21 protein-coding genes are annotated in these 24027 nt (G+C 69.0%); 16 read left to right on the plus strand and 5 right to left on the minus strand.

Annotation, left to right across the window (positions count from 1 at the left end; genetic code table 11):
• Positions 1-5 precede the first annotated feature (5 nt).
• Complete coding sequence (locus tag IE302_RS19715; RefSeq protein ID WP_184898264.1) at positions 6-965, minus strand: Gfo/Idh/MocA family protein; 960 nt, start codon at positions 963-965, stop codon at positions 6-8.
• Positions 962-2068 carry a DegT/DnrJ/EryC1/StrS family aminotransferase gene (locus IE302_RS19720; protein WP_191255963.1) on the minus strand — a complete coding sequence of 369 codons (1107 nt, stop codon included), beginning with the start codon at positions 2066-2068 and terminating at the stop codon, positions 962-964. Before IE302_RS19720 ends, IE302_RS19715 begins: the two co-directional genes overlap by 4 nt.
• A gap of 158 nt (positions 2069-2226) precedes the next feature.
• Here IE302_RS19720 and IE302_RS19725 point away from each other — a divergent pair, with 158 nt between their 5' ends.
• The 7 genes from IE302_RS19725 to IE302_RS19755 are packed head-to-tail and all read left to right on the plus strand — an operon-like array spanning position 2227 to position 8685.
• Positions 2227-2952, plus strand: coding sequence for an acyl-ACP--UDP-N-acetylglucosamine O-acyltransferase family protein (locus IE302_RS19725; RefSeq protein ID WP_191255964.1), 726 nt, complete (start codon positions 2227-2229; stop codon positions 2950-2952).
• 57 nt (positions 2953-3009) lie between these two features.
• Complete coding sequence (locus IE302_RS19730; protein ID WP_005149592.1) at positions 3010-3249, plus strand: acyl carrier protein; 240 nt, start codon at positions 3010-3012, stop codon at positions 3247-3249.
• On the plus strand, positions 3249-3986 hold the full coding sequence (locus IE302_RS19735) for an SDR family NAD(P)-dependent oxidoreductase (RefSeq protein WP_191255965.1): 738 nt from the start codon (positions 3249-3251) through the stop codon (positions 3984-3986). The genes IE302_RS19730 and IE302_RS19735 overlap by 1 nt, the downstream gene beginning before the upstream one ends.
• Positions 3986-5395: an AMP-binding protein gene (locus tag IE302_RS19740; protein ID WP_191255966.1), complete on the plus strand. Its 1410-nt coding sequence runs from the start codon at positions 3986-3988 to the stop codon at positions 5393-5395. The genes IE302_RS19735 and IE302_RS19740 overlap by 1 nt, the downstream gene beginning before the upstream one ends.
• Positions 5392-6444, plus strand: coding sequence for a LuxE/PaaK family acyltransferase (locus IE302_RS19745; protein ID WP_191255967.1), 1053 nt, complete (start codon positions 5392-5394; stop codon positions 6442-6444). Before IE302_RS19740 ends, IE302_RS19745 begins: the two co-directional genes overlap by 4 nt.
• A complete protein-coding gene (locus tag IE302_RS19750) occupies positions 6441-7682 on the plus strand; it encodes an acyl-CoA reductase (RefSeq protein WP_191255968.1) in 1242 nt (413 codons plus the stop codon). The genes IE302_RS19745 and IE302_RS19750 overlap by 4 nt, the downstream gene beginning before the upstream one ends.
• Before the next feature lie 34 nt (positions 7683-7716).
• On the plus strand, positions 7717-8685 hold the full coding sequence (locus tag IE302_RS19755; RefSeq protein WP_191255969.1) for a lysylphosphatidylglycerol synthase transmembrane domain-containing protein: 969 nt from the start codon (positions 7717-7719) through the stop codon (positions 8683-8685).
• 75 nt (positions 8686-8760) lie between these two features.
• On the opposite strand, the gene IE302_RS19760 is transcribed toward IE302_RS19755, so the two are convergent.
• A complete protein-coding gene (locus IE302_RS19760) occupies positions 8761-10704 on the minus strand; it encodes a DUF6541 family protein (RefSeq protein ID WP_191255970.1) in 1944 nt (647 codons plus the stop codon).
• Positions 10705-10968: 264 nt separating this feature from the next.
• On the opposite strand from IE302_RS19760, the gene IE302_RS19765 reads away from it, so the two are divergent.
• From IE302_RS19765 to IE302_RS19775, 3 genes are read left to right on the plus strand one after another with little or no spacing between them, the layout of a single operon-like run.
• Entirely contained in the window at positions 10969-12579 is a 1611-nt protein-coding gene (locus tag IE302_RS19765) for a DUF8728 domain-containing protein (protein WP_191255971.1), read from the plus strand.
• Positions 12576-14021, plus strand: coding sequence for a glycan biosynthesis hexose transferase WsfD (gene wsfD, locus IE302_RS19770; RefSeq protein ID WP_191255972.1), 1446 nt, complete (start codon positions 12576-12578; stop codon positions 14019-14021). Before IE302_RS19765 ends, wsfD begins: the two co-directional genes overlap by 4 nt.
• A 53-nt stretch (positions 14022-14074) precedes the next feature.
• Positions 14075-14809, plus strand: coding sequence for a lysophospholipid acyltransferase family protein (locus tag IE302_RS19775; protein ID WP_191255973.1), 735 nt, complete (start codon positions 14075-14077; stop codon positions 14807-14809).
• Here the strand turns inward: IE302_RS19775 and IE302_RS19780 are convergent.
• Positions 14806-15606 carry an HAD family hydrolase gene (locus tag IE302_RS19780; protein ID WP_191256302.1) on the minus strand — a complete coding sequence of 267 codons (801 nt, stop codon included), beginning with the start codon at positions 15604-15606 and terminating at the stop codon, positions 14806-14808. The two genes, IE302_RS19775 and IE302_RS19780, sit on opposite strands and share 4 nt — an antisense overlap.
• Positions 15607-15688: 82 nt before the next feature.
• On the opposite strand from IE302_RS19780, the gene IE302_RS19785 reads away from it, so the two are divergent.
• Positions 15689-16582 (plus strand): LLM class flavin-dependent oxidoreductase, encoded by an 894-nt coding sequence (locus IE302_RS19785; protein WP_191255974.1) that lies wholly within the window; start codon positions 15689-15691, stop codon positions 16580-16582.
• 455 nt (positions 16583-17037) lie between these two features.
• Here the strand turns inward: IE302_RS19785 and IE302_RS19790 are convergent, their stop codons facing one another.
• Positions 17038-19047: a DUF6541 family protein gene (locus IE302_RS19790; RefSeq protein WP_191255975.1), complete on the minus strand. Its 2010-nt coding sequence runs from the start codon at positions 19045-19047 to the stop codon at positions 17038-17040.
• Positions 19048-19128: 81 nt separating this feature from the next.
• Between IE302_RS19790 and glf the strand changes: the two genes are divergently transcribed.
• From glf to IE302_RS19815, 5 genes are all read left to right on the plus strand, one after another.
• Positions 19129-20355, plus strand: coding sequence for a UDP-galactopyranose mutase (gene glf, locus IE302_RS19795; RefSeq protein WP_191255976.1), 1227 nt, complete (start codon positions 19129-19131; stop codon positions 20353-20355).
• Complete coding sequence (locus tag IE302_RS19800) at positions 20348-20914, plus strand: phosphatase PAP2 family protein (RefSeq protein WP_229907854.1); 567 nt, start codon at positions 20348-20350, stop codon at positions 20912-20914. The genes glf and IE302_RS19800 overlap by 8 nt, the downstream gene beginning before the upstream one ends.
• A complete protein-coding gene (locus IE302_RS19805; protein ID WP_191255977.1) occupies positions 20911-21870 on the plus strand; it encodes a decaprenyl-phosphate phosphoribosyltransferase in 960 nt (319 codons plus the stop codon). The genes IE302_RS19800 and IE302_RS19805 overlap by 4 nt, the downstream gene beginning before the upstream one ends.
• 96 nt (positions 21871-21966) lie before the next feature.
• Positions 21967-22398 carry a hypothetical protein gene (locus IE302_RS19810; protein ID WP_191255978.1) on the plus strand — a complete coding sequence of 144 codons (432 nt, stop codon included), beginning with the start codon at positions 21967-21969 and terminating at the stop codon, positions 22396-22398.
• A gap of 89 nt (positions 22399-22487) precedes the next feature.
• Complete coding sequence (locus IE302_RS19815; RefSeq protein WP_191255979.1) at positions 22488-23990, plus strand: hypothetical protein; 1503 nt, start codon at positions 22488-22490, stop codon at positions 23988-23990.
• The last annotated feature ends 37 nt before the right edge of the window (positions 23991-24027 follow it).

The following is a 24027-nucleotide window of genomic DNA, read 5'->3' on the forward strand; positions in this document are numbered from 1 at the left end:
GAAGGTCAGGCCGCGGCCTGCGTCAGCACCTGGTCGACGACGGCGTGCGAAGGCAGGATCAGGTCGCGCTCGGTGTCGGCGTCGATCTTGCCTTCGAGCAGCTCCAGGAACCGGTCCAGCTGGGTCGCGAGGGGCTCGCGCGCGGTGACCAGTTCCGGGATCTCGATGACGGTCTGCTGCCGGTAGCCGAGGCCGTCCGGGGTGACCGAGTCGTGCGAGACGTGCCGGTAGATGGTGACATCGCGGCGGAGCAGGTCGATCTCGATCATGCGGTCCAGCTCGGACACCCACAGCGAACGGACCTTGCGCTGCCCGAGGCGGGACGCGGAAACCGTGGCGAGGCCGGACTCGAACGACAGCACCGTCTCGATGGTGTCCTCGGCGCCCTCGACCGAATTCGGGTGGAAGTAGCCGGCGCCGGAGGCGACCCGCTGCGGGGTAGCGCCGCCGAAGAACTGGATCGCCAGGTCGACGTCGTGCACCAGCAGGTCCCACGCGACACCGGTCTTGATGCGCGGCGCGTAGGGGCCGTGGCGGCGGGCCATCAGGTGGATCGGCTCGTTGACCAGCGCCCGCGCGGTCATCACGGCCGGGTTGTAGCGCTCCAGGAGCCCGCACATCAGCGGGACGTCCTTCTTCGCCGAAAGCCCGACGATCTCCTTGGAGAATTCCAGGCTGTTGCACACCGGCTTCTCGACCAGCAACGGTTTGCCCTGGCCCAGGATCTCCTGCGCCAGCTCGTAATGCGCCTCGGTGGCCGAAGCGAGCACGACGGCGTCCACATCGGACAGTGAGCCGATTTCGGGCGTCCACTGGGTTTCGTAGCGCTCGGCGACCTTGCGGCCCGCCTCTTCGCGCGGGTCGATCACGCGGACGAGGTCCACGCGCTCGTTCGCGGCGAGCACACGGGCGTGCAGCGAGCCCATGTTCCCGGTGCCGATGAGGGCGATCTTGTGCGTCGTCATGCGCCGAGTACCTCGCGAACCGTTTCGATGATGGTGTCCAGATCGGACTCGGAAAGGTGCGGGTGCACCGGCAGGGAAAGCGCCTGCGCGGCGACGGAAGCGGCCACCGGGAAGTCCTCGACCTTGGCGTCGGGGATCAGCGGGTGATTCCGGTAGCAGTCGTAGTCGAAGACGATCTTCGGGTAGTAGATCCCGTTGCCGATGCCCTTTTCGGTGAGGGCGGCGGCGAGTTCGTCGCGTGAGAGGAAGGCGTGCGGGCCGACCAGCACGGTGTACTGGTGCCACACGTGCTCGCGGCCCGGAAGGACCTGCGGGACGTCCAGGCCCGGCGTGCCGGCGAGGCCTTCGGAGAGGCGCTTCGCGTTGGCCTGGCGGGCGGCGGTGAGCTGATCCAGCTTCTCCAGCTGCGGGATGCCGACGGCGGCGTGCAGGTCGGTCATCCGGTAGTTGTGCCCGGCGACCTCGTACTGGTACCGGGCGCGCATGCCCTGGTTGCGCAGCACGCGCAGGTCGTCCGCCAGCTTGTCGTCGTCCGTGGTGATCACGCCGCCCTCGGCGGTGGTCACGTTCTTGGTGGCGTACAACGAGAAGCAGCCGATGCCGAAGGAGCCGGCCCGCTTGCCCTGGAACGACGCGCCGACGGCCTGCGCGGAGTCCTCGATCACCTTGAGACCGTGCTCGGCGGCCAGCGGCGCGAGCTTGCCCATGTCCGCGGTCTGCCCGTAGAGGTGGACCGGCATGAGGACCTTGGTGCGGTCGGTGATCGCGGCGGCGACGGCGTCCGGGTCGATCGCGAAGTCGTCGCGCCGGATGTCGGCGAAGCGGACGGTCGCGCCCGCTTCCAGGATCGCGTTCAGCGTGGCCACGAAAGTGAACGGCGAGGTGACGACCTCGTCCCCCGGCTGCAGGTCGAGCGCCTGGATGGCGGCGACCAGCGCGGTGGTGCCGTTGTTGACGGCGATCGCGTGCTTCGTGCCGGAAACGCTCGCGAACGCGTCCTCGAAGCGCTTGACCATCGGTCCCTGTGCGATGGCGCCGGATCGCAGCACCTCGACGACGAGGTCCTCCGCGTCACGGACGTCGACCACGGTAATGGGGATCATCTGCAAGTCTCTCTCGACTGGGCGTTCTGGTGCGTCCGGTACAGTGAGCCGCCGGTTCTGCGCCCGGCCGCCCTCTCTGGCGCGGGCCACACGTTACCGGGACCGCCGAAGCGCCCATTACCCCAGGCTGCCTCCCAGCCACAACGAACGGATCTCACGTGGTGAACCGCATCCACCCGACAGCGATCATCGGCGAGGGTGTCGAGCTCGGCGATGACAACGTGATCGGGCCGTTCACGGTCATCGTGGGCCCCACGCGCGTCGGCGACGGCAACTGGATCGGCCCGCACGTGACCATCGGGACCCCGGGCGAGGATCGCGGCCGCGAGCACCCCGCCGCCTGGGAGACCGCGCCGAACGGTGATCCCGATCACGACGGTCACGGCGTCGTCATCGGCAGCCGCAACCGGATCCGCGAGTACGTCAGCGTCCACCAGGGCACCTGGCGCACGACGACCATCGGCGACGGCGGCTACTTCCTCCGCGGCTCCCACATCGCCCACGACTGCCTGGTCGAGGACGCCGTCACGGTCGCCTCGAACGTCATCACCGGCGGGCACTGCCACATCTGGTCCGGCGCGAACCTGGGCATGGGCGCGATCCTGCACCAGCGGGTCGTGGTCGGCCCCGGCGCGATGGTCGGGATGAGCTCCGCGGTCCGCAAGGAGGTGGGCGCGTTCACCATCGCCGTCGGCAACCCCGCACGGGTGACAGGCGTCAATACCGTCGGGTTGTCCCGCCGTGGCCTGGACGAGGCCACCATCGAGGCACTGGGACCGTGGCTGAAGGGTAAGGCCGGTCTCCCTGAGGACGGGCTGGCCGACCGGCTGCCCGGCGACCTCTCTACCTTGGTGAAGGCGTGGGACGCCCGTCCGCGCGAGTGAGTAGGTGAGCGGGAGCTCGCAGAGATCGCGCGTTCTCAGAGAGGTAGGAGTCGAACGATGGCGGAAGTCGCCGGCAAGCTGCGTGAGGTCTTCGTCGAGGCGCTGGACCTCGATGGCGAGGTCGACGTCGAAAACCTGAAGTACCGCGACATCGAGGCGTGGGACTCGGTCGGTCACATGGCGCTGGTCGCGGCCATCGAGGACGAGTTCGATGTGGAATTCGACACCGACCAGGTGATCGACATGTCCAGCTTCAAGGTCGCCGTCGACATGGTGACCGACCTCCAGTCCAAGTGATGCTGGACGGCAGCTTGGAAGGCCGGGTCGCCCTGGTCACCGGGGGCACCCGGGGCATCGGGCTCGCCACCGCGCGGGCGCTCGCCGAGGCGGGCGCCACCGTGGTGCTGACCGGCCGCGACGAGGCGAAGGCCAAGGAAGCGGCGGCCGCGGCGGGGGCCGATAGCGGGCTCGCGCTGGACGTCACCGACGCCAAGGCCGTGTCGACGCTGGTCCGCGGCGTGGCCAAGGAGCACGGCAAGCTCGACATCGTGGTCGCCAACGCCGGGATCATGGAGGACGCGCTCCTCGGCATGATCCGCGAGGAGCTCGTCGACACCACGCTGAGCACGAACGTCGCCGGCACGCTGCACACCGTCCAGGCCGCGGCCAGGGCGATGATGCGCAAGAAGACCGGCGCCATCGTGGTGCTGGCCTCGATCGTCGGCGAGCACGGAAGCGCCGGTCAGACGGTGTACGCGGCCTCGAAGGCGGCGGTGGCGAACATCGCCCGTTCGGCCGCGAAGGAACTCGGCCGCTCCGGGATCCGGGTCAACGCGGTGGCGCCCGGCGTCATCGACACCGACCTGACCTCGGGCCTGACGGAGGACGCGAAGGCCGAGAACATCGGCAAGACGCCTCTCGGACGGCTCGGGACGCCCGAGGACGTGGCGAACGCGATCCGGTTCCTCGTCAGTGACGACGCTTCGTTCATCACCGGACAGGTGCTGGGCATCGACGGAGGACTTGTTCTGTAATGACCCTGTTGGGTGTGGGTGCACGACTCATCGACGTCACGAGCGGCAAGACGCTCGCGGGCGAGGAACTCGACGCCGAGGTCACCCGCGTGGGGGCCGCGCTCGGGCAGCTGCCGCCGGGCGCGCTGTTCGCGCGGATGTCGGTGGACCTCGAAAGCGTGCTGAACTACCTCGGCGCTTTCGAGGCGGGCCGTGCGATCGCGTTGATCGACCCGGCGCTGGACGCCGACGTCCTGGCGGGGCTCATCGAGCGCTTCCGCCCGGCCGCCGTGCTGTCCGCGCCGGACGCGCCCGCACCCGAGGGGTACGGCGTCTCCGACGGCCACTGGGTCCGGGAGTCCGCCGAAGGGGTCGAACCGCATCCGCATCTCGCGATCCTGCTGCCGACCAGCGGTTCCACCGGCAACCCGAAACTCGTCCGGCTTTCGCGCGGCGCTGTGTTCTCCAACGCGGACGCGATCGCGCAGGTGCTCGGCATCGACCGCGACGAGATCGCGCCGACCAGCCTGCCGCTGCACTACAGCTACGGCCTGTCCGTGCTGAACTCCCACCTCGTCCGCGGCGCGACCGTCGTCATCGAGCCGTCCGGCGTGCTCGGGCGCGGGTTCTGGGACGCGGTCAACGAGCACAAGGTCACCTCGCTCGCGGGCGTGCCGTACCACTACGAGATGTTGCGGCGCCTCAAGTTCGACCCGGCGAAGTACCCGACGCTGCGCACGCTGACCCAGGCGGGCGGCAAGCTGCGTGACGACCTCGTCGCCCAGTTCAACGACAAGATCCGCGAGGTCGGCGGGCGGATGTTCGTCATGTACGGGCAAACCGAGGCCGCCCCGCGGATGACCACCGTCCCGGCGGAACGGCTCGCGGAGAAGCTCGGTTCGGCCGGGCCCGCGCTGCCCGGCGGCTCGTTCGCCGTCCGGCGCGAGGACGGCTCCGAGACCACGCACCCGAAGATCGTCGGCGAGGTCGTCTACCGCGGGCCCAACGTGATGATGGGCTACGCCGAGGACGAGGCCGGGCTGGCCGCGGGCGACGAATACGGCGGCGTCCTGGCCACCGGAGACCTCGGCTACCTCGACGAAGACGGGTTCCTCTACATCACCGGCCGCCTCAAGCGGATCGGCAAGGTCTTCGGCAACCGCGTCAGCCTGGATGATCTCGAGCACGCCGTGCGTTCAGCCTCGGTGGGGATCGACGTCGTGGCCGCCGTCCCGGCCGGGGACAAGGTCGTGCTGTTCGCCGAGGTGCCGGAGGGCGACGGAGCCAAGGCGATCTGCAAGGACGCCGCGAAGGCGCTGTCCGAGCGGCTGCACCTGCACACGAGCGGGTTCGACGTCCGCCCCATCGACACCGTGCCGTTGCTCGCCAGCGGCAAGATCGACTACCGGTCGCTGGAGGCCCAGGTATGAGTGTGTTCACGCTTTCGCAGGCGGAGCGGGAGAAGCACTTGCTTCCGCAGCTCGCCGAGCTCACCGCGCACCACCGCGAGAACTCCGAGGGCTACGAGCGCATCCTTTCGTCGCTCGGCATCGCGCGGGACGCGTCGTTCGCCTCCATCGCGGACCTGCCGTGGCTGCCGGTGCGGATGTTCAAGACGCACGACCTGCGCAGCATCCCCGAGTCCGAGATCTTCAAGACGCTGACGTCGTCGGGCACCACCGGCGCGGGCGCGTCCCGGATCTACCTGGACAAGGACGCCGCGGGCGCGCAGACCAAGCAGCTCGGCGCCACACTGCAGGAAGTCCTCGGCGGCGAGCGGCTGCCGATGCTGATGGTCGACACGATCGGCATCATCAAGAACCGCCGCTCGTTCTCCGCGCGCGGCGCGGGGGTGCTGGGCATGGCGAACTTCGGCCGCAAGCACACCTACGTGCTCGACGAGAACGACCAGCCGGACGTCGAAGCGGTCAAGACGTTCCTGGCGACGTACGGCGACAAGCCGTTCCTGATCTTCGGCTTCACCTTCATGGTGTGGCAGTACCTCTACGAGGTCGCTCGTGAGCACGAGCTGGACCTGTCCAACGGGATCCTGATCCACTCCGGCGGCTGGAAGAAACTGATCGACCGCGCGGTGGACAACACCGAGTTCCGCCGCCGCTTCAAAGAGGACACCGGGCTCACCCGGATCCACAACTACTACGGGATGATCGAGCAGATCGGCACCGTGTTCCTCGAAGGACCGTCCGGGAACTCGCTGTACTGCCCCGATTTCGCCGACGTCGTGATCCGGAACCCGGAGACCTGGGAAGAGCAGCCGGTCGGCGAGCCGGGCGTGATCGAGGTCGTCAGCACGCTGCCGCGGTCGTACCCCGGCCACGTCCTGCTCACCGAGGACCTCGGTGTCTACAACGGGATCGACGACGGCGACTGGCCGGGCAAGCACTTCTCGGTCATGGGCAGGCTGCCCAAGGCCGAGGCCCGCGGTTGCTCGGACACCTTCCAGGGGGCGGCGGCATGACACTCGACCAGCGTTTTCCGCTCGGCGACGCGATCGAGGTCTCCTCGTTGGTCGAAGAGCTGCGTGCCGAGCCCGTCGGCGGACGGCTGCGCGTCGGTGACCCGCGTGTCGTCGAGTTCCTGACGAAGTTCGCGCGCAAGCTGCTCGCGCCCGCGACGGCCCGTCGTTTCCCGGAGCTGGCGTCGCTCGGTTTCTTCCTGCGCAAGGGAGAGATCGCCAAGGCACTGTCCACTTTGGAGACTTCCGGCGACGCGCTGCGCTTCCCGCGCGGGCTCGTCTTCCACGTGCCGCCCGCCAACGTCGACACGATTTTCGTGTACTCGTGGGCGCTTTCGGCGCTGGCCGGTAACCACAACGTCGTCCGCGTGTCCTCCCGTTCGGCCGGTGCGGCCGAAACGGTGCTGGAGGCGCTGAACGCCGCACTGTCCGAAGTGGACGCCGACACCGCTGCCGCGATCACCGCGACGCAGCGCATGGTCACCTACGACCGCAGTGACGCGATCAGCGGCGCGCTTTCGGTCGCCGCGGACCTGAGGGTCATCTGGGGCGGCGACGCCTCGGTCGCGGCGCTGCGCAAGTACCCGCTCGCGCCGCACGCGCGCGACCTGACCTTCCCGGACCGGTCGTCGTTCGCGGTCGCGTCGGTCCGCGGCTGGCAGAACGCCTCCGAGGCCGAGCGCCGCGGTGCCGCCGAAGGCTTCTACAACGACTCGTACTGGTTCGACCAGGCAGCCTGCTCGTCGCCGCGTGCGGTGTTCTGGGTCGGCGACGAAGACGGCGCCCGCGAAGCAGGCCAGGAGTTCCGGAAGCTGCTCGCCGAGGTGCTGGCGACGAAACAGCACGTCACCGAGCCCGCGATGGCCGTCCAGAAGCGAGTCTCGGCGTACGGCGCGGCCGTCGACGGGCTCGTCGACGGCATCGAGTTCCAGGGCAACGGCCTCGCGACGCTGGAGCTGGCCGACCCCGCGATCCTGCCGCGCGAATGGCTCGGCGCCGGCACTTTCGCCAACGCGCGGGTCGACACGCTTTCCGACCTCGTCCCGATCGTGCTCCGCAAAGATCAAACCGTCGGTCAATTCGGCTTCAGCAAAGAAGAATTGACGCAATTCGTGACGGAATTGGCGGGCCGCGGCGTCGACCGTGTCGTTCCCTTCGGATCGGCCCTGACGTTCTCCGCGATTTGGGACGGCTACGATCTGCTGACCGAGTTCAGCCGCTTGGTGACCGTACAGGCCTGACCAGCGGCGACAGAGGTACAGCAGAGGAGGTTCAGTGACGACGGTCGAAACGCCCGAAGAGGACACTTCGGTAAGTGTTAAACAACCGAAATCCACGAAGGCGAAGATCCTCGACGTCGTTCGCTGGGTCGCGATCCTGCTGGTCGTCGGTTTCGCGGCGAAGACACTCGTCACCAATTGGGGTGAATTCTGGCGGACCTTGTCCGAGGTCGCGTGGGAATCCTCCACGTTGAGCCTGCTCGCGCTCATCGCCGCGATCATGGTTTCGACCTACGGCTGGCAGGTCATGGTCGACGACCTCGGCAAGCCGATCGGCTACGCGAGGGGCGCGCAGATCTGCCTCGTCGGCTCGCTCGGCAAGTACGTGCCGGGTTCGGTGTGGGCGTACCTGCTGCAGATGGAACTGGGCCGCAAGGCCGGGCTCGCCAGGGCCCGGATCTTCACCGGCTCGCTGATCCAGCTCGGCGTCGGCGTGGTGTCCGCGCTGGTCGTCTCGCTGCTCGCGGCCCCCGCGGTATTCAGCAACAGCCCGCGGGCGCTGTGGCTGTTCGTGCTCATCCCGGTCGGCCTCGCGATGCTGCACCCGCGCGTCCTCACCTGGGGCACGTCGCTCGTGCTGCGGATCCTGCGCCGCCCGCCGCTGGACCACCGGCTGAGCTGGTCGGTCGTCGGGAAGGTCTTCGGTTCGTCGACCGCCGCGTGGGCGTTGCAGGGCGTGCACCTGTGGCTGCTGGCGAACTCCGTCGGCACCCCGGGCTTCAGCGGTTTCGTGCTGTGCGTCGGCGCGATGGCGGTCGCGATGACCGTCGGGACGTTCGCGTTCATCCTGCCCAGCGGGGTCGGCGTCCGCGAGGTCGCGCAGGTCGCCGTGCTGACCGCGTCGGGCCTCACCGTCGTCCAGGCGACGGCGTTCGCCATCGCCTCGCGCGTCATGTTCACCGTCGCCGACCTGATCACCGCCGGCGCCGCCGCCCTCTCGGCCCGCCTCGTGACTTCCCGCTGACCCTGCGCATTTAGTCGACTAATTGCGGTCGTTACGTCCGCGACCGACGCGGGTTGGTAGCCCGCAATTAGTCGACTAATTGCGTGGGTTGAGGCGGTAGATGACGGCGTCCGGGTTCCGGTACACCTCGGTCACGAAGTTCAGGCCCTCCAGATCGCGCAGCCCGGCCTGGCGCGGGGCACCCGTCGGGTAGCCGTACTGCCCGAGGATCACCCACCGCACGTTCAGCCGCGCCACCGCCGCCCGCACCTCGGGGTTCGCCGGGTACTCGCGGAAGCGTGACTCCAGCAGCCGCGCGTCCGACGGCGGCAGCGTCTCGTCGAAATGCCCGGAAGTCGTGCGGACGCCGGAGATCGCGTAGGTCCACACGGTCCCGTCCAGCCGGTCGTTGACCGCGCGTTCGCCGGGTTTCGCGAACGTGGCGAGCTTCTCCATCGCGACGACCTCGTCCGGGCTCACCGGCAGCTTGTGCGGGTTGATCCCGGGCGTGTTCGCGTAGCCGGGCGCGACCTTGTCCGCGTTGGACCGCGCGTAGAAACCGTTGCTCAGGAAGGCGAACCCGCCGAACACCGCCAGTGCGACGACGAACGCGGGCACCTTCCTGAGTGTCACGGTGTCCCGCAGCCACGCCTGGGTTTCGGCGAGGCCGTGCGCCGCGATGATCGACAGCGGGATCGCCGCCATGGAAATGAACCGATACGGGTCGTTCCACCACGGTCGCGACAGCGCCAGCACGATCGGCTGCTCCGACGACGTCACCGCGATATAGGCGAGTCCGGTGATCAACGCCGTCACGCCGATCCACCGCAGCCCGCCCGCCCGGGAAAAGAAGATGAAGCCCAGCAGCAACGCGGCCGAAAGCCAGATCTGCGGGTAGGGCCCGTAGTGCTGGAAGCCCAGCAGCGCGCCGAGCGCCGTCGTCGCCCGCCATTCGACCGGCCAGCTGCGATACGGCACCTCGCCGTTCGCGAGGCCGATCGCGCCGAACAGCTGCAGCCCCGCCACGACGATCGCGAGGACACCGACGATCGCCAGCGCCCGCAGGTCCCGCCCGATCCGCCGCCACCGTTCGCCGGGCGCGATCCAGCGTTGCAGCAGCAGCGGACCGGCGAACAGGATCGCGCCGAACAACGCCGACGAGTGCACGCACAGCAGCCCGACGGCGCCGATCAGCAGGACGAAGCCGGTGTCGGGCGCCGGGCGGTCGAGGTAGCGCTTCACCGCGACGGCGGCCAGCGGGGTCAGCGCGAGGCCGAGCAGGAACGGGAGCAAAGGTCCCCTGCTCATCGATTCGTACAGGCCCATCACCGGCGCGATGGAAACGAGCGCGACCGCGCCCGCGAACACCGCGCGTCCCCGGAACACGCGCACCATCGTGACCAGCGACAACGCCAGCAAAGCGGGCAGCAGGGCGGTGTTCACGTCCAGGGTCAGCGGGATGCTCGCCGGGCTGAGCAGGTACACCACGGACGCCAGCAGGTGGTACGCGTTGGGATAGAACACCGGCGCCGCGTCGCCGTACCAGTTGACCTCGCCGGTGCCGAACAGGCTGCCGTCGCCGGTCTCGGCGATCTGCCGGACGCCGTTCGCGTGGTACACCGCGTCGAACCCCTGCGGGATGGCGTCCAGCCTGCCCATCCCGCGCACCACCGCGTACATCCCGACGGCGGCCGCGAGCAGCACGCACGCCCCGACGGCGAGGTGCCCGGACCGGCCCCACAGCGGTTCCTCCGGCGCGGGCGGCCACCGGCGCAGCGTGAGCCGTCGCAGGCCATAGGCGACACCGGCGAACAAGATCGTCGCGACCGCGTAGGTCACCGGATCGAACGGGAGACCGAGCGCCGCCGTCCACGGCCCGGCGAGACCGCCGACGGCGTAGCTCAGCAACGGCGTTATCCCCGCGAGCACCCAGCCGCGCAGACCGGCGGCGAGTCCGGTCAGCAGACCGGGCAGGCCGATGACGAGCAGAGCGACACAGACGGTGAGGACGTCGGTCAGCAGGGAGGTGTGGGTGGGCACGACGCTTCCTCGGGGTGGGGAATCCGCACGGAACCCCCGAGGTGCGGAACGGAATGGGAAACCAGATTAACGGCCGAGGGGCGTTACCCGAAGGAGTCACATCCCGCCGGGGAATTCGGCGGAACGACCTCTACTCCGCGCACACTCGACTCACCCATTCGTGTCAATTGACTGCGCCGAAAGAAACACCTTGGCGCGGCGTTCGATACTTGACCGTAGTCTTTTGGTCAGGGGAGCGGCTCGGCCCGGAAGGGTGTGGATCAGGTGGTGATCGCGGTCGTCGTCGCCTGGTGCGTGCTGGCGATCTTCGTCCTGGTGGCCTGGCCCAAGATCGGCGAGGACAAGAACTGGCGAGCGGTCGCGCTGCTGCTCACCCTCGGTTTCTCCCTGCTGCACCAGCTGGTGTTTTCGACCATCGCGGAAGACGCGTACATCACATTCCGCTACGCCCAGAACATCTCCGACGGCAATGGTCCGGTGTTCAACACCGGCGAGCGGATCGAGGGTTACGCGAATTTCCTGTGGATGATCGTGATCGCGTTGCCGAAGGCCGCTTTCGGTGCCGATATCGAAACCTCCGCGATCGTGCTCGGGATCCTCGCCGCCCTCGGTGCCGTCCTGCTCGCGCACGTGACGGTGAACCGGGTGGTCGAGCGGGCCTCGGGGAAGCCGCGCCCGGCCTGCGGGGTGGCCGCCGCGGTCCTCGTCGCGGGCGCCGGTGGCCTCGCCGCGTACGGCGGGTCCGGCACCGAGACGCCGTTGTTCGTGCTGCTCGTGTTCGGTGTCTTCGCCTCGCTCGCGGCCCGGCGCCCGGTCGTCGCGGGCGTACTCGTCGCCTTCGCGATGATGACGCGCCCGGCGGGCGTCCTGCTGGCGATCCTCGTCGGGTGCTGGCTGGTCCTCGCCGCCCTGCGCGGTCGCTACAGCTGGTGGTCCCCGGCGGGCTGGCTGCTCGGCGGGCTCGTCTTCGTCGCGCCGTGGACGGCGTGGCGGATGACCTACTACGACCACGTCCTGCCGACGTCCGTCGTCATCCCCTTCGACCTCGACGTCCCGGACCGGATCGCCCGCGGCTGGTGGTACCTGTCCGGTTTCTCGGTGGTCCACCAGGGGTTCCTGCTGCTCGGCCTGGTCGCGGCCGTGGCGCTGCTCCTGCGCCGGAGCGGCCGGACCCCGCACGAGGCCGAGGCCAGATCGCTGACCTGGCTGATGCTCGTCACGGCCGTCGCGATCACCGGGTTCGTGGTCTATTTCGGCGGCGACGCGAGACCGGCCTGGCGCCTGCTCGCGCCGATCCCGCCGCTGCTGTCGGTGGCGGCCGTGTCGGTCTACGGCGTGCTCACCGCGACCGCGAAACCGAGCCCGCGGCCGCGGCCGCGGGGCCGGCGGCTGATGCCCGCCGCCGCGCTGGCGTTGTCCGGGCTCGCGGTGCTGGTCTCGGTGTTCAGCCCGGAGATGCTGGCCCGTGTGCGCGCCTGGCACGACCACGGCGCGCAGCTGGAGGAGATCGGCCGCTGGCTCGACGCCTATCTGCCGCCCGGTTCGGTCGTCAGCACTTCCGCCCCCGGCGTGCTGTCGTACCACGCCGGGACGCAGCTGCAGATCGTCGGCGTCCGCGGCCAGACCGAGGAAGCGGGCGAGGCCGTCGTCACCCGGAGGCATCCGACGATCGCCGTCGTCACCGACAGCGGCTACTCGGTGAAGCAGTCCTGCGCGATCGACCCGGCGTACGCGCTGAGGTACCGCGCCGCGACCTTCTTGCGCGAAGGAACGACGTCCTGGCTCACCGTGTTCCTGCGGGCGGACGTCGAGCGCTCGGTGAGGTCGGCCCTCGACCTCTCACCCGATTTCCGCCACGTACCGTGCCCTTCGTGAGTGTCGACGAACGCGTTTCCCCCAGCCGGCCGGCAGCGCTCGAAGCGAGCCCGCGCCTGTTCGGCCTCGGCGTGTTCGCCGCCGCGCTCACCGTGCTGCTCGTCCGCTTCCTCGTACCGCGGCCGGTCGGGATGTCCGACAACGGCGACGGCTTCCGCGTCCTGTGCGGCGCGGGTATCCCGTGGAAGGGCAAGCCGGAGCCGTTCGTACGGCTGTCCTACACCGTGCCGGCGGGCGAATGCGACGCCACGTACCTGCTGACCCAGAGCTGGTTCGCGCGGCTGGCGCGGTCGATCGGCGGGCTGCTCGGCCTCGAATCGACGCTCAGCCTGGTCGTCCTCGGCGTGCTCACCAGCGTCCTCGCCGCCGCCGCGGTCGCGCTGATCGTCGTCGGACTGCCGTACTCGCGTCGCGTTCGCGGCTTCGCGGCCGTGGGACTGCTGCTGGTCGTCGCGGACTCCGCGTTCTTCGGTTACTTCGCGTCCGTGCTCGGCGAAGGTGCCGCGTTCCTCGGGCTGCTGCTCGCCGTCGGCGGTCTGCTGGTGTCCGCGCGACCGGGATGGTGGCGCTACGCGGGGCTGGCCGTGCTTCTCTTCGGCGGCGTCATCGCGGTCAACGCCAAGGTCCAGACGCTGATGATCCTGCCGTTGCTCGCGCTCGCCGCGCTGCTCGTCTGCCCGGACGGCATTCGCGGCCTGAAGCGCTGGCTTCCCGTGGTGTTCGTCATCGGCGCGCTCGCCGGGAGCACGGCGTACGCGCAGCAGACCGTCGAACCGGCGAAGCTGCCCGACGGCTCACTTGCCGCGCGGCCCGGCGACGATTCGCGCGAGATCAACATGTTCAACACGATCTTCTTGACCATTGTGGACGGTCGGCACGACACCGGGGCCGACCTGGCCGCGTTGGGACTGCCCGCCTCGTTCGGTCAGTACGCGGGCAACGGCTGGTGGCATCCGAAGCCCGCGACGATGGATCCGGAGTACCCGAAATATCGCGAACAGATCAGCAGGCGCAACGTCGTCGAGTACTTCGCGACGCATCCCTGGCGCACCGTCGGAATCCTGGACCGCGCGGCGGGCGACCTGCTCACCGCGCGGCCGCCCTACCTCGGCAGCTTCGACCAGTCGGCCGGATTCGCCCCGGAGGCACAGGAGCACCGCGTCCCGGTGATGTCGGCCCTTACGAAACTCGTGGCGCCGCTGGGTTTCTTCGCCTTGCTGCCGATCTGGTTCCTGCTCGCCTGGCGCGGCTGGAAGACACGGCGTGACGCGGTGGGCGTCGCACTGGGCTTCCTGCTCGCCGTCGCCGCCGGGCAGTTCGCGCTGGCCGCGCTGGGAGACGGTCTGGAGAACGTCAAACACCAGGTGATCGCCTTGTTCTGCACGCTTCTCGGCGTCGTCCTGGCACTGGTGACCTTCGCGCGTCAGGAGCGCGCGGAGTGATGTGACCTACGCGACCGTAGGTTGGTTACCCTACGGTAGCGTAACCTGGACGAATGGCCGAACTCGTTTACCCGCCCGTCATCATGGCGGCGAAGCTCATGTTCCGGGTGCTGGACAACCGCATCCGGGTGGAGGGGACCGAGCACATCCCGGCCACGGGCGGGGCGGTCATCGCCTGCAACCACGTGAGCTACCTCGACTTCATCTTCTGCGGGCTCGGCGCGCAGCCGGCGAAACGCCTGGTCAGGTTCATGGCGAAGAAGGAGATCTTCAGCAACCGGATCGCCGGACCGCTCATGCGCGGCATGCACCACATCTCCGTCGACCGCGGCGCGGGGCTCGCTTCGTACCGCGAAGCCGTCGAGCGCCTGAAGGCCGGAGAGGTCGTCGGGGTGTTCCCCGAAGCCACGATCAGCCGGTCCTTCACCGTGAAGGACATCAAGTCCGGCGCCGTCCGGATGGCCGCCGAAGCGGGCGTCCCGGTGGTGCCGATGGCGCTGTGGGGCACGCAGCGGCTGTGGACCAAGGGCCGCCCGAAGGACCTCACCAAACGCCACGTCCCGATCTCGATCCTCGTCGGCGAGCCGATGCGCCCGAAGGCCGACGAGGACGCCGAAGTCCTTTCGAAGGACCTTCGTGTGCGGATGTCCGCGCTCGTGGACCGCGTCCAGGCGGATTACCCGGAGAAGCCCGGCTCCGACGACGAGCGCTGGTGGCTGCCCGCGCACCTCGGCGGCACCGCGCCGACGCCGGAAGAGGCCGCCAAGCTCGACCGCGAAGGCCGCTAAAACCAGCGTTCGAGCACCTGCGAGACGCCGTCCTCGGAGTTCGGCGCGGTCACCTCGTCGGCGACGTCCAGCACGTGGCGGTGCGCGTTCGCCATCGCCACGCCGTGCCCGGCCCAGCCGAGCATCTCGATGTCGTTGGGCATGTCACCGAACGCGATCACCCGCTCGGCCGGGACGCCCAGCCGCTCGGCGACCTCGGCCAGCCCGGTCGCCTTCGTGATGCCGTGCGCGGAGACCTCGATCAGGCCGGCGTTCGTCGAATAGGTGATGTCGACCGACCCTTCGAGCACCTCGCGCGCCGCCCGCGCCATCTCGTCGGAGGTCATCCCGCGCCTGCTGATCATCAGCTTGATCGCCGGATGCCCGAGCACCTCGGCCCGCGGCGCCTGCGTGCCCTCGTTGTCACCCCACGGGTTGTGGTAGTCCGGTTCGATCACGAAATTGCGCATCTCCGGGTCGAGCGCGGACTCGCCGATCCGCTCGGCGGCGTACCGGCAGCCGGGAAGAGCGTGATCAAGAGCACTCACGGCGTCGTGCAGCAACGTCGGTTCCAGCATGCCGTGGACCGCCACGATCCGGTCCGTCCCGACCTCGTACAGCACCGCGCCGTTCGCGCAGACCGCGTACCCGGTCAGGTTCAGCGGGTTCGCGATCGGGGCGATCCAGCGCGGCGGACGGCCGCTGACCAGCACGAACGGGACGCCGTCCTCGGTGACGCGCCGGACGGTGTCGATCGTGCGTCGGGTCAGGGCCTCCATCGGGCCGAGCAGGGTGCCGTCGACGTCTGAGGCGATCAAGAGGGGTTTTTCCACCGGCACATTGTCGCCGAAGATCCGCCCATCGGGCGAAGGGTCGGTCTGGACCAGTACCTTCCCCCGTGTGCGCGTAGGCATCGTGATCCTTCCGGAAGATCGTTGGTGGGCGGCCGAGCCGAAATGGCGGGCCGCCGAGGAATACGGCTTCGACCACGCTTGGACGTACGACCACCTCGGCTGGCGGACCCTCGTCGACGGCCCGTGGTTCAGTGCGATGCCAACGTTGACGGCGGCCGCGATGGTGACGTCGCGGATCAGACTGGGCACCTTCGTCGCGTCGCCAGTCGCGCGGCACCCCGTGCCGTTCACCCGCGAGCTGACCACCCTCGACGACATCTCCGACGGCCGGTTCATCCTCGGTGTGGGCGCCGGCGTCCCGCACACCCACTACGACGCCGCCGTCCTCGACGGCCCGGAACTGTCGGTCAAGGAGCGCACGGACCGCTTCACCGAGTTCGTCGAAGCGCTCGACGGACTGCTGATGACCGACGGTTTCGACTTCGAGGGCGAGCACTACCGGGCCAAGGGCGCGCGGAACCTGCCCGGCTGCGTGCAGCGGCCCCGGCTGCCGTTCCTGGTGGCCGCGAACGGCCCGCGCACGATGACGCTCGCCGCGCGGTTCGGCGCGGGCTGGGTCACCACCGGCGTCAAGGCGGAGACCCAGGACGAGTGGTGGAAGGGCATCGCGGGACTCGTGAAGACCTTCGACGAGCGGCTCGACGCCGTCGGCCGGGACAAGGCGGGCGTGCAGCGATTCCTGAGCCTCGACTCGGCGCCGGTCTTCTCCCTCTCCAGCGTGGGCGCGTTCACCGACGCGGCCGGGCGGGCCGGTGAACTCGGCTTCACCGACATCGTCACGCACTGGCCGCGGTCCGCGGACTACTACGTCGGCCGCGAGTCCACGCTCGAAGAGGTCGTCAGCGACGTACTCCCGGTACTCCAAGGAAGAAACTCCTAGGCCGATCGGGTGACGTTGGCGGGTCCGCTCAACCAGATCCGCCTAGCGGTCGTCTGATGGATGAGTACAGCGAGTGGGTGCGGTCCTGGAGGACTGCCCCTCATGGGTCACCCCGGGGGTGAATGGGGGACTGAGGCTCGCGTGGTCGCGGCAGGGGCAGTCCGCGACCACGCGAGCTGTGTCTTTTAATCGCGCGCTGACGGAAAAATTTCGCGGGGCGCTGGACTGCTGTGGAGCTCGCGGTTTCGGGGTAGGCGCCCCGCAAAATGTTTCCGTGGCCTTCGGCCGAAAGAGGGCGCGCGACGGTGAAGTCTCCGTCGGGCGCGGGGCGCCCTTGGGGAGACCCGTTCGGCTGAGTCTGACCTGGTCCCGGATGCAATGAAGGGGCCTTTCATAGCAAATTTTGCTATGAAAGGCCCCTTCATTGCACGTGGGGAGTGGGCGAAGGGAGCGGGTCAGCGGGTCAGGGTGTAGATCGAGGCGCCCGCGTTGCTGAAGTCCTTCCTCAGGAAGTTCAGCCCGTCCAGATCCCGCAGCCCCGGCGCCGGCAGCTCACCGATCTTGATCGGCGTGCTCCCGATCAGCACATGCTTGATGTTCAGCCGCTTCACCGCGGCCTGCACCTCGGGGTCGGTGTCGTAGTCCCGGAAGTGCAGCGCCAGATACTTCGCGTCCGGCGGCGGCACGCCCGGGTCGTAGTGCCCGGCGACCGGGTGGATGCCGGTGATCGCGTACAGCCACGCCGTCCCGTCGAAGCGCTCGTTGAGCACCTTCTCGTCCGGTCCGATGTTCATCTTGGTCAGCTGCTCCATCGCCGCCAGCTCGTCGGCGCTGACCGGCGGAGTGACCTCGCCCTCGGGCCCGTTGTAGTACAGGAACGACACCGCGTGCGCGTTCGACTCGGTGTAGAAGCCCTTGGTCAGCACGGCCGACGCGGCCACGACGAACACGGCGGTCGCCAGCCCGAGCCGGGCGGGCAGCGCGGGACGGCTTTTCACCCAGGACCGCCCGCTCGCCCATTTCGCGAACCAGCGCTGCAGCTCCGCCATCCCGTGCCCGGCCAGCAGGCACAGCGGGATCGCGGCGAGTGCCATCAGGCGGTACCGGTCGTTCCACCACGGCCGGGACAGCGAGATCACCCACGGCTCCGCGCCGAACGACGCGACCAGCACGAACAGCGCCGAGAAGCCGATCGCCGAAAGCCCCACCCAGCGCATCCGGCCGAGCCGGAACAGGCTCAGCGCACCGATGGCCAGCAGCACCGTCAGCCACACCTGCGGGGCGCTCAGCACCTGCCGGAAGGTCACCAGCAGCCCCAGCGACTTCAGCACCGGCAGCTGCGAGCCCCACGCGTAATAAGGGTATGAACCCGAAGTGAATTTCAGGGCGCCCAGGATGTGCGGCGCCGCGAGCAGCCCGCTGCCGACCATCACCGGCACCATCTTGACGACGTCGCCGCCGATGACCCGCCAGCCGCCGCGGCCCTCCGGCACGCCGTCGAGCGGTTTGCGCCGCAGCGCGCGGTACCAGCGCTGCACCACCAGCGGGAACGCGAACAGCAGCGCGCCGAACAGCGCCGACGAGTGCGCCGCCAGCAGTCCGACGGCGGTCAGCGCGAGCACGTAGCCGGTGTCGAGACCGGGCCGCGCGAGGAACCGGGCCAGCGCGACCACGGCCAGCGGCGTCAGCACGATCCCCAGCGCGAACGGCAGCAGCCCGCTGGACACCGACTCGTACGCGCCGGTGGTCGCCGCGGCGGCCACCAGGGCGGTGCAGCCCGCGAACACCGCGCGCCCGCCGAGCTGGCGGATCAGGGCGACCATCGACAGCGCGAAGATCCCGGCGACCGGCATGGTGATGGCGTTCAGCGTGACCGGGATCGTCGTGCCCGAGATCGAGTACACGAGCGAGCCGACCAGGTGATACGCGTTCGGGTAGAACGAGCCGTCCGGGTACCAGTTGATGGTGCCCATGCCGGTCAGCGAGCCGTCGCCGGTCTCGGCGATGTAGCGGATGCCGTTCGCGTGGAACACGGTGTCCCAGCGCTGGAACACCGCCGTCGTCCCGCCGCGGGCCGAGAGCACCACGAGGATCGAGATTCCCACGGCGAGCGCGACACAGGCGGCGACGGCGTAGTGCGCTCGCGGGTGCCACTTCGTCGGCGGCTCTTCGGCGCCCGGCTTGATCCAGCCTCGGCTCTGCCCCAGCTTGCGGAGGCCGAACCCGATCCCGGCGAGCACGGCCGTGACGGCCGCCACGGTGAGGGGGTTGTACGACACGCCAGCGAGTGCCAGCCACGGACCGGCCAGCCCGGTTACCGTGTAGGACAACAGCGGGGCCAGCCCCGCCAGGGCCCAGCCGCGCAGGCCGGCGGCACGGCCGACGAGTCCGCCGGGGACCGCCAGCACGGCGAGGTACGTGATGGTCGCACCGAAGTACGACCAGAAGGTGTCCGGAGTAGGCACTGCTTCCTAAATGTGTCTGTCGAAGGTGAAAACCGGTGCTCGGTGCAGGGCACGGAGGTGACCTGCGTACCCTCGACGCCCGTGAGCGCGCACACGAACCCCGACAAGATTACTGAAGCCGATTTCGCCGGCTACGACCTCATCGTGGTCGGGTCCGGATTCTTCGGGCTGACCGTGGCCGAACGGGCCGCGGCCGAGCTCGGCAAGAAGGTCCTCGTGCTGGAGCGGCGCCATCACATCGGTGGCAACGCCTACTCCGAAGCCGAGCCGGAGACCGGGATCGAGGTGCACCGCTACGGTGCGCACCTGTTCCACACCTCGAACAAGCGCGTGTGGGAGTACGTCAACCGCTTCACCGAGTTCACGAACTACCAGCACCGGGTGTTCGGCAAGTACCAGGGGCAGGTCTACCCGCTGCCGATGAACCTGGCGCTGATCAACCAGTTCTTCGGCAAGTCCCACACGCCGGACGAGGCCCGCGAGCTGATCGCCAAGCAGGCGTCGGAGTTCGAGACCGCGAACGCGCAGAACCTCGAAGAGAAGGCGATCTCGCTGATCGGCCGCCCGCTCTACGAGGCGTTCATCCGGGCCTACACGGCCAAGCAGTGGGAGAACGACCCGAAGAACCTCGGCGCCGACATCATCACCCGGCTCCCGGTCCGCTACACCTTCGACAACCGGTACTTCAACGACACCTACGAGGGCCTGCCGCTCAACGGCTACACCGCGTGGCTGGAGAAGATGGCCGAGCACGAGAACATCGAGGTGCGGCTGAACGTCGACTACTTCGACGTCCGCGAGCACATCCCCGCCGGCACCCCGACCGTCTACACCGGTCCGCTGGACCGCTACTTCGACTACTCCGCGGGCCGCTTCAGCTGGCGCACGGTGGACTTCGAATCCGAGGTCGTCGAGACGGGCGACTTCCAGGGCACCTCGGTGGTCAACTACAACGACGAAGAAGTGCCCTACACCCGGATCATCGAGTTCCGGCACTTCCACCCGGAGCGCAAGCACTACCCGAACGACAAGACGGTCGTGTTCCGCGAGTACTCGCGCTTCGCCGGCGAGGCCGACGAGCCGTACTACCCGATCAACACCCCGGAGAACCGCGAGAAGCTCGAGGCCTACCGCGAGCTGGCGAAGGCCGAGGCCAGGGACAAGAACGTGCTGTTCGGCGGCCGTCTCGGTACCTACAAGTACCTCGACATGCACATGGCCATCGGCTCGGCGCTGTCCGCGTTCGACAACAAGATCGCGCCGCACCTGACCGATGGCGCGCCTCTGGACGGGTCCCTCGATGCTTGAGCTTGAGTCTTCTGGGGCCAAGCCCCAGACCCCAGCCGGGGGGCAAGCCCCCCTGGACCCCCCAAAAAATGAGGTCGCCGTCCTGTCCAAAGCCCAGGCCGTCCTGAAGAGCGACATCACGGTCAAGGCTGCGCGAGGTCTTTCGCACTTCGGCGAGCACAGCGCGGGATGGTTCGCGCTGGGCCTCGTCGGGGCGGCCGTCGACAAGAAGCGCCGCAAGGATTGGCTGGTCGCGGCGGCCGGAGTGGTCGGCGCGCACGCCGCGTCGATCGCGGTGAAGCGGGTGGTCAGGCGGCCACGACCGGACCATCCGAGCGTCGAGGTCCTGGTCTCCACGCCGAGCAAGCTGAGCTTCCCGTCCTCGCACGCGACCTCGACTACGGCGGCGGCGGTGCTCTACTCCGGATTGACCGGGCGTAACCTGGTCCCGGCCCTGGTACCGCCGATGCTGGCCTCCCGGCTCGTGCTCGGCGTCCACTACCCGACCGACGTTCTGGCCGGAGCGGCCCTTGGGGGCGTAGTCGGCGGCTTGATACGTAGGAAGCTGAAGCGACGATGAGTGAAACGACCGAGAAGGCCGATTCCAAGCCTGACGACGTAGAACCCGTGGCCGAGGCCGCCGAACCGAAGAAGGTCGCCGGCGGTCTCGTCGGCGGCATCATCAAGACGGCACGCCCGCGTCAGTGGGTGAAGAACGTGCTGGTGTTCGCCGCACCGTTCTTCGCCTTTTCGAAGTCGACGGACCGGACCGGCCTGCTGATCGCCGCGCTGATCGCCTTCGCGGCGTTCTCGCTGGTGGCCTCCTCGGTCTATCTCATCAACGACGCGGTCGACGTCGAGGCCGACAAGGCGCACCCGACCAAGCGGAACCGGCCGATCGCGGCCGGGATCGTGCCGGTCCCGGTGGCCTACGTCTCGGCGGTGGTGTTCTTCGCCCTCGGTCTCGGCATCTCGTTCTTCGCCAGCTGGCAGCTCGCGGTCGTGCTGGCGGTCTACGAGGCCGTCCAGCTCGGCTACTGCTTCGGGCTCAAGCACCAGCCGGTGGTCGACCTGGCCATCGTCGGCTCGGGCTTCCTGATGCGGTCGATCGCCGGTGGTGTGGCCGCGGGCATCGCGCTTTCGCAGTGGTTCCTGCTGGTCACCGCGTTCGGCTCGCTGTTCATGGTGGCGGGCAAGCGCTACGCCGAGATCATGCTCTTCGAGCGCACCGGAGCGAAGATCCGGTCTTCGCTCAAGAAGTACTCGGCGAGCTACCTGCGGTTCGTCTGGGCGACGTCCGCGGCGATCCTGATCATGTCGTACTGCCTGTGGGCGTTCGAGATCCGCCAGGTCGAGCACGACTCGGTCTGGGCGGTCGTCTCGATGGTCCCGTTCGTGGTCGCCGTCCTGCGCTACGCCGTCGACGTCGACGGCGGCAACGCGGGCGAGCCGGAGGAGATCGCGCTCAAGGACCGCGTGCTCCAGGTGCTCGGCGCGAGCTGGGTGGTCACGCTGTTCCTGTCGTTCTATCTCTGATTCGACAGCTCCGGCACAGCGCATCCACAGGTTGCGCACGCATCCTCGGTGATGGGAGCGGGCACCGCGCCCGCTCCCATCGACCTAGGAGCGAAGATGAACGACCCCCAGCGGCCGTCCGGAGACGAGGACAAGACGGTCGAGCAACCGGCCGTCGGTGACGAGACCGCGAAGAAGCCGGTCGAACCCCCTGCCGAGACCGCCGAGACGCCGTCCGAAACCCCCGCCGCCGCTCCTGCCGGGCCGCCGCCCGGCTGGGTCCCCGTTCAGCAGGCCCCGCCCAAGAAGGGCGGATTCCGTCGCTTCGCCGGGCACCGCGCGACGCAATTGGCCGCGGTCGGTCTGCTCGGCTTCATCCTCGGCGGCGGGGTCATCGGCACCGCCGTCGGTCTCGCCGTCGGCAGGCACGACGACCGGCCGGGGATTTCCCGTGAACACCGTGGTCAGGACGGTCCCGGTGCGCACCGCGACTTCCGGGACTTCCGCGGCGGCCCCGGTGACCGCGGCCAGCGTCACGACGGGAACTGAAGATCATCCTTCTGTGGGACCGTCACGCGTGACGGGTCCCACGGAGGGTAGATAACGGAATCATCACGGCACCGTGTACCGTACTCGTGATGCGAAGCGCCTCCGCAGAACTACCCCAGGCCTCCGGTGCGCTGCCGGTAGCCGCCGTCCTCGCCCGCCCCTGGGTGCTGCCAGCCGGGGCGGCGGTCGCTTCGGCCCTGGTGTTCGTGCTGGTCAGCGGGCATTTGATCGACGACACGTACATCACGCTGTCGTATGCGAAGAACCTCGCCTTCCACGGCCATTGGGGCCTGATCGAGGACGGCACCGCCAACACCGCGACGTCGCCGCTGAACGTCCTCGTGCTGGGCCTGGTCACCTTCATCGTCCGTGACGCCGTCTTCGCCGCCGGGATCGTCTTCGTCGCGAGCCAGGTGGTGCTCGTCCTCGGCCTGCGCCGGATCGGCGCCGCGACCGGTCTTCCCGGCGGGTTCGCCCCGCTGGCGCTGGGCCTGCTGCTGGTGAACCCGCTGCTGCTGTCGTCGGTCGGCCTCGAAGTCGCCCTCGGCACGGCGGCCGTCGTCTGGCTGATGGTGCTGCTGCACGAACGCCGTCCCGCCGCCGCGGGCGCGGTGATCGGCCTGATCGCGCTGATCCGGATCGACCTGCTGCTGATCGCGTTCGTGCTGTTCCTCGCGCGCCGCGAGTTCTGGGAGGGCATCTGGCGCATGACGTTCGCCGCGCTCGCGGTGATGCTGCCGTGGTTCGGGTTCAGCTGGCTGGTGCTGGGTTCGGCGGTGCCGGACACCCTGGTCATCAAGATCATGCAGCGTTCGTGGGGACCGTTCAGCTTCACCAACGGCCCGCTGCTGTACTGGCGCAACTTCCCGCTGGCGGCGACCCTTTCCTTCCTGCCGCTCGTGCTCGGCGGGCTCGCCGGTCTGCTGTGGACGTTCCACTACCGGCGCGGTTCGGAACGGGCGAAGCGCTTGGTGCCGTTCGCGACCCTCGCGATCGCCGGCGCGACGCACTACCTGGCCTACTGCTGGCTGAACGTCCCGCCGTACCACTGGTACTACGCGCCGAGCATCACCGGCGCGACGGTCTTCCTCGCCGCCGCCGCTTGCGCGGTCCCCGGCAGGGCCCGGCTCGGCGCGGGAGCCTTCGCCGGGGCGTTCCTGCTCGTGAGCGCTTTCGCCTACGCGACCCCCGAACTGCCGCGCCGGTTCGCGCCCATCACCAGCAACCACGCGGCGTCCGACGAATACCGGCAGATCGGCTCACAACTGGCCGAACTGACCAAGGGACGCAAGGTGGAGAGCGCGGGAGAGGTCGGCGCACTCGCCTACGCCTGCGATTGCGACATCGTCGACCAATTCTCCGACCGCGGCTCGGTCGACCCGGCGATCATCGAGACGAAGAACCGCAGCAGCGAACTCGGCAAGGCGCTGCTGGCGGCGAACTTCCGGTTCTTCGACCACAGCGTCCCGCCCGCGACCCCGGACCTGATGCTGGCCACCGGCCGGAAACCACCGTCGAACGCGCTGGCGACCTGGACGATCCACTCGCCGTGGATGGGCACCCAGAGCCTCTACCTGCTCCCGGCCCGCTAGCCCCCCGCTCGCCGACTTCCGCATTTCGTCCTCTGAA

The sequence above is a fragment of the Amycolatopsis oliviviridis genome (genome assembly GCF_014654365.1).
GTDB classification, from domain to species: domain Bacteria; phylum Actinomycetota; class Actinomycetes; order Mycobacteriales; family Pseudonocardiaceae; genus Amycolatopsis; species Amycolatopsis oliviviridis.